This is a genomic window from Caballeronia sp. INML1 (assembly GCF_023631085.1).
Lineage (GTDB): Bacteria > Pseudomonadota > Gammaproteobacteria > Burkholderiales > Burkholderiaceae > Caballeronia > Caballeronia turbans.
The window spans coordinates 1-6,739 of record NZ_JALQDT010000085.1 but is presented as its reverse complement, the minus strand read 5'-3'; the positions used below and the strand labels follow the sequence as shown (position 1 = coordinate 6,739).

At 60.2% G+C, this 6,739-nt stretch carries 3 protein-coding genes; all 3 read left to right on the top strand.

The annotated features are described in order from the left end of the window. Nucleotides 1-124 precede the first annotated feature (124 nt). The 3 genes from NCR38_RS33255 (at nt 125) to NCR38_RS33245 (ending at nt 6,502) form a co-directional block, all read left to right on the top strand. The gene (locus NCR38_RS33255; protein WP_250478499.1) at nt 125-1,561 is read left to right on the top strand and encodes an IS1182 family transposase; all 1,437 of its coding nucleotides are present in this window, start codon (nt 125-127) and stop codon (nt 1,559-1,561) included. 482 nt (nt 1,562-2,043) lie between these two features. Further along, entirely contained in the window at nt 2,044-3,666 is a 1,623-nt protein-coding gene (locus tag NCR38_RS33250; RefSeq protein WP_061121996.1) for a methyl-accepting chemotaxis protein, read from the top strand. Nucleotides 3,667-3,916: 250 nt separating this feature from the next. Beyond that, a complete protein-coding gene (locus NCR38_RS33245) occupies nt 3,917-6,502 on the top strand; it encodes a 2-oxoglutarate dehydrogenase E1 component (protein WP_250478498.1) in 2,586 nt (861 codons plus the stop codon). Nucleotides 6,503-6,739: the final 237 nt, after the last annotated feature.

Sequence of the window (6,739 nt, the reverse complement as noted above, 5' to 3'; positions counted from 1 at the left end):
ACTATGAACAAATCGCTGGAATGCCGATGGCAGCGTAACTCCAGCAAAACCGTCTCCGAAATTCCCGGTGCGCTTCACGTGTTGATTGCCTATAGTTAGTCAACACGTCTTTCGATGGTGGCCCATGAAGCGATTTATTGAAAGCGCGGCACGAGATCAAGTCGCACTGCTACCTGAGTGTCTCGACGACTACGTCGATGCTGATAACACCGTACGAGTGGTGGACGTCTTTGTCGACGAGCTTGATCTAGTAGGTCTTGGCTTCGAGCGGGCCACGCCCTCCTTGGTGGGCAGGCCGGCATATCACCCATCGACCTTGCTCAAGCTTTACATCTACGGATACTTGAATCGAATTCAATCGAGTCGCCGTCTCGAACGGGAAGCACGACGGAATCTCGAATTGATCTGGCTGACAGGCCGGCTGACACCGGATTTCAAGACCATCGCTGACTTTCGGAAGGACAACGGCGTTGCGATTCGCAAAGTTTGCCGCGAGTTTGTGTTGCTTTGCCGCCGGTTGAAACTATTCGCAGACGCTACCGTCGCGATCGACGGCAGCAAATTTAAAGCCGTCAACAACCGTGACAAGAACTTCACTGACCGCAAGCTTCAGGCTCGAATGGAGCAACTTGAACAAAGCATTGCCCGCTATATGGATGAACTAGACCGGGCCGATCGAGAGCCGACGAGCTTGCCGGATGAACGCATCCCCCATTTGAAAGAGAAGATCGAGAGTCTCAAGGCGCAAGTGCAGAAGCTCGGCGAGATTGAAGTGCGAATGCGCGCGGCGCCCGATGGCCAAATCTCGCTAACGGATCCGGACGCTCGCTCAATGGCTACCAGTGGGCGCGGCACGGGAATGGTCGGCTATAACGTACAAACGGCTGTAGACCTTAAGAACCACATGATCGTTGCACATGACGTCGTCAGCATTGGACATGATCGAACGCAGTTGGCGAGAATGGCAGAGATGGCGCGAGACGCAATCGGCAAAAAGAAATTGACGGCGCTTGCCGATCGGGGCTACTACAAGAGCTATGAGATTCTGCGCTGCGAAAAGCAAGGGATCAAGACGCTAGTTCCCAAACCGCTGACATCGAACAGCAAAGCAGAGGGCCGTTTCGACAAGAGAGATTTTGTTTACATTGAGGCTGAAGATGCGTACCGGTGCCCGGCAGGAGAAAAAGCGATTTGGCGCTTCAAGACGGTCGAGGCAGGATTGACAATTCACAAGTATTGGCCGTCAGCATGTCCAAGTTGCAAACTCAAGCCGCAATGCACTCCGAGCCCCTATCGAAGGATAGCGAGATGGGAACATGAGAAGGTACTTGAGGACATGCAGCGTCGCCTTGATAAGAATCCAAATACTGCAAGACTGCGACGACAGACGGTCGAACACCCATTCGGTACGCTCAAGTTCTGGATGGGATCCGCGCACTTCTTGATGAAGACCCTCCCGCGCGTGCGAACCGAGATGAGCCTTCACGTCTTAGCGTACAACCTGAAGCGAGCAATCAGTATTCTAGGCGCGTCGTCGTTGATCGAAGCGATGAAGATATGAAAGCAAGCGGCGAGTCGCCTTGATCGAAAGCGAGGCGGAATTTTCTTTGGCGACCGCACCTATCCGACCGCTCGTCGATTGACCAGGTCCGTCCGTCTGCCTCGCCGAGATGCCTCACTTGTTTTCGCACAGCCTCGACCCAAAGCGGTCACCGGGCCCGCAGACTTCGAATGGCCGCTTCGCGCCGAGGAGCAGGGGTAGCCGCCCCCGATCCCCCTCTTCGCCTCCACCTTGTCGACCGAAGCTGTCGATGAATGCAGCGCCTACATCCAACGGCGGCTATACGTGCAAATTTTGTAATAAGCCCTTAATTCCTGTGAAGAATCGCCGTTAATCACCTGACAGCCGCCAGGGACGTTCGGTCGGTGGTTTCTTTCAATCCCCGTCACCGGATCGCGCCCGCTTCGTGCAGCGAGTACTGGAATAGGACGGAGTCAGCGTCCCCGAATGGGGACAGTCGAAAAAAGTGGAGCAACTGAATCATGCAGATCAGAAACCTCAAAATCGGAGTTCGCCTCGGCTGCGCGTTCGGCGTAGTCGTTGCGCTTATGATCGGCACCGCGGCACTGGGAATCGCGCATCTTGAATCGAGCAACGAAAAGATGGACAGCGTCGTCAGCGAACATTATTCGCTGATCGCGCTGAGCAACACCATCAAGACTAATGGCTACAAGGCCAATGGCATCTTGAGCAAGCTCTTGCTCGCCTCCTCGGAGGATCAGGCAAAGCGCTTTATGGACGAATACGTGGCGATCCGTACCGCCAATGCACACGCGTATGCGAAGCTTGAAAAACTCCTGTCGAGCGATGACGGCAAGGCGCTTTTTAAGGAACAGATCGGCGCGCGTACGGTTTATGGCGCTAGCGTCCGTAAATTCTTTGATCTCGTCAAAGGCAACCAGCAGCAGGACGCGCGCGAGCTGTATCTCGGCGATCTCGCCCGCCAACAGGACGACTACTACCTGCTGGTCGACAAGATGGTCGACTATCAGGCCGCGCTGATGCAGGCAGCCGCGACAAAGGCCGCCGAAGACGGCCGCGATGCGCGCATCCAGATGGTGCTGCTCTCGCTTGCCGCGATACTCGCGGCGATCGGCACCGGCATCGTCATCACACGCAGCATTACGAGGCCTATCCGTCAAGCGGTCAACCTCGCCGAAGCGGTCGCGGACGGCGACCTGACGCATCGCATCGACGTCGCGTCGAGGGATGAAATCGGCAGACTGCAGGGCGCGCTCAAGCGAATGATCGAGAACCTGCACGGCATTGTGGGTAATGTGCGCACGGCGACGCAAACGATTACGCACGCGTCACAGGAAGTCGCAAGCGGCAACATGGACCTCTCGAGCCGTACCGAGCAGCAGGCCAGCGCCCTTGAACAGACGGCGGCCGCGATGGACGAACTTACCTCCACCGTGAAGCAAAACGCCGACAACGCGCTGGAAGCCAACCGCGTCGCATCGGATGCCTCCGTGATTGCCGGCAGAGGCGGGGAAGCCGTGAACCGCGTCGTCGATACGATGGGCGCCATCAACGCTTCATCGCGCGAGATCGTGAACATCATCACGGTGATCGAGGGCATCGCTTTCCAGACGAACATACTCGCGCTTAATGCTGCTGTCGAAGCGGCGCGGGCCGGTGAACACGGACGCGGCTTCGCCGTCGTCGCGAGCGAAGTCCGAAGCCTCGCCCAGCGAAGCGCGGTGGCTGCCAAGGAAATCAAGACGCTTATCGACAACTCCGTCGGTCTCGCGGATACGGGCAGCCAGACCGTCGAGGAAGCAGGCCAAACCATTCGTGAAGTGCTCAGCAGCATTTCGCGCGTCACGAGCATCGTCGGTGAAATGAGTATATCGAGCCGCGAGCAGAGCGACGGCATCGGGCAGATCAATCAGGCCGTCACGCAAATGGATCAGGTTACGCAGGAGAACGCCGCGCTCGTCGAAGAAAGCGCAGCCGCCGCGCAGTCGTTGCGCGATCAAGCCGCTGAACTGACACAACTGGTCGCCTCCTTCAAGCTCGACGCCGCCGAGGCGCCGAAGCTCGCACGAGAAGTGAGCCAAGCGGACGCGGCGCCCACCATGCCGATGCTCGCAACCAGCTGATCGCCATACGGCGCCGTCGCGAACGGCGCACTCGCTGAAGGTTCTTGCAGGATGGACGGAGACACGGGGCCGGACCAGCATTCCGGCCCTGCAAAAACAGTTGACCGGCAGCGCGGAACCAGACGCTCGCCGAGCCGACTCGCGGTCTGTCGACCGAGCTTCTCCTCTGATCTCGCCCGGATTGCGTCTCGATCGGGCGCGGGGAGAACGGCGAATCCGAATAACCGTTATCCGACACCCAGCCCATACCATGTACCAAGACCCTATCGACGAAGCTCCGGTTCACGAAACCGCCGCCGACCGCTCAAAGAATGTTGACGCCGCAGCGCAGGCAGTGGCGGCCCTGATCGACGCTTACCGCAACCATGGCCATCTCATGGCGACGCTGGACCCGCTTGGACTCTCCGCGCCGGGACACGCGCCGGCGTTGTCGCCGCTCCATCACGGACTCGACGCATCGCAGACGATCGCCGTTCACAACGCATCCTTCGCATCGGCGGCGACGGTCGGCGAGCTTGAGGAACAGCTCAAGCGCGCTTACTGCGGTGCGCTGGCGCTCGACTGCAGCGGCGTGCGCCATGAGTCGCGCCGTGCATGGCTGTTCCAGCGGATGGAGTGCGATCGCGCTCTCCCCCCGCCCACGCAGCAACAGCGCGAGGCGCTGCTGCGGCGTCTTCTCGACGCCGAAATGTGGGAGCGGCTCGTCGCGGCACGCCACGAAGATGCGAAGCGCTTCTCGTTGGAGGGGTGCGAGAGCTTGGTACCGCTTCTCGACACGCTGATCGCAAGCGCGGCAAGCGACCGCACGCAACAGTTGTTTCTCGGTATGCCGCATCGCGGACGGGTGAATACGCTTGTCACCGTGATGGGGTTCTCCGCTGTGGGAATGATCGATCGTCTCGATCCTGACTCGGATCTCCCGGTCGTTCAAACGGACCTGCCGTACCACTTGGGCGGTGAGGTCGTAAAGCGCACGCCGAACGGCGACGTCCTCGTGTTTCTGGCGCACAACCCATCGCATTTGCAAAGCGTTCATCCTGTCGTCAGCGGCATGGCTCGTGCATGGCAGGATGACCATCCAGGCGAGGATTGTCTGACCGTCGCAGTTCATGGCGACGCCGCGTTCGCCGGCCAGGGCGTCGTCATGGAAACGCTGAATATGACGCGCAAGGACGGCTATGATTTGCGCGGCACCGTCCATGTCATCCTGAACAACCAGATCGGCTTCACCACCCCGAACAGGATGGATGCAAGCGACCACGCTTACTGTACCGATATCGCGCGCATGATCGACGCACCGGTCGTCCGCGTCAACGCGGATCATCCGGAAGAAGTCGTCCGTGCAGCGCGGCTGGCGTATGACTATCGCAAGGAGCACGGGGCGGATATTGTGATCGACCTGATCGGTTATCGCCGCCTCGGGCATTCGGAGCACGATGTTCCCGCAGTCACGCAACCGCTGTTGCAGATGGCGATCGACATGCATCCGACCGTGACGGAGCTGTACTACATCGCCACCGGTGGCGGCACCGCGCTTCCCGCCTTGCGCGACGATGCGCTGCGCAGGCTCGGATCGAACACCGCCGTTGCGGACGCACCTGCGCCTGAAAGTGGCGAGACGAACGGCGAGCCGACCGTTCGGCCCGGCGCGCAACTGTCGTTGAGCCGGCTGCGGGCGCTCACTGCCGCGATCACGCGTGTGCCGGAGAACTTGTCGCTGCATCCGATCGTTTCTACGATGCTCGCGAAGTGGCAAGACACCGTCGCGGACGAGAACCGTCCGGCCGACTGGCGCTTCGCCGAGAACATGGCGTATGCCTCCTTGCTCGAAGCCGGGCATGACATCCGGCTATCGGGTCTCGACGTGGGGCGCGGCACGTTCATGCATCGCCACGCCGTCTGGCATGCGCAGGATGCGCACGACGAGGCGGGCCACCGGCATGTGCCGCTTAGCGGCATCGCCGGGAAGCAGGGACGGTTCGACATCGTGAACTCTCCGCTGACCGAAGAGGCCGTGCTTGGATTCGAGTACGGCTACAGTGTGCAAACGAAGGCTACGATGACTGTCTGGGAAGCGCAGTACGGCGATTTCGTCAACGGCGCGCAGGTTTTCATCGATCAGTACATCGCGGCCGGCGAGTTCAAATGGGGTTATGAGTCGGCGCTCGCCGTATTGCTGCCGCATGGTCATGAGGGCGTCGGTCCGGAGCATTCGAGCGGCTATCTCGGCCGCTTCCTGCAGCTTTGCGCGGACGAAAACATGCGGATCGTCGTGCCTTCGACCTCGGCGCAATGGTTCCATCTGCTTCGCCAGCACGCGATGGCCGAACGCCGGAGGCCGCTCATCGTCATGTCTCCGAAGTCGAAGCTTTACGGCAACGTGGCGTCACATGCGCCGCTGCGAGAGATGACCGCTGGCGCATTTCAATGCGTGCTGGACGACGAACGCATCGCAGACTCAAGTGCCGTTGAACGCGTCGTGCTATGCAGCGGAAAGTTCTACTACGAATTGCGCGATGCTCGCGACGCTTCCCGGGACGAATCGACGGCGATCATCCGCATCGAACAGCTCTATCCGTTCCCGCAAAACCAGCTTCGGCGCGTGCTCGCCCGGTTCATCAACTTGCGCAGCATCGCGTGGGCGCAGGAGGAGGACCGCAATCAGGGCGCATGGCGATTCGTTCGCGACGAACTGGAGACCGTGCTCCCCGCCAATTGCGTCTTGCGCGATGTATGCCGCACCGCGACGCCAGCCGGCGCGCATTCTTCGGTCGCGGCGCATCGTCCGGAACAGGCGCGGCTGGTCGCGGCCGCATTGACGGCGGCTACACTGTAGTCGGAGAAGATCGTCGCTCGCAACCGTGCACCGCGTCCGGCGATGACCCCTCGTGATCGAGCGGGTGCCTTAGCTACCGAGCCGAATGTCCGATTCCCGGCTCGCAAGCGACGATCAAATTAGACTTCGGACCTCTCCTGAACGTCTCTTCAGGGCCGGTGAACGAAACCGCTCGCGCGGTAGGGGGCCACGGCTAGGCGTGAGAGGTTCAGAGAAGCCCGCAGCGCAGTTCCGTAT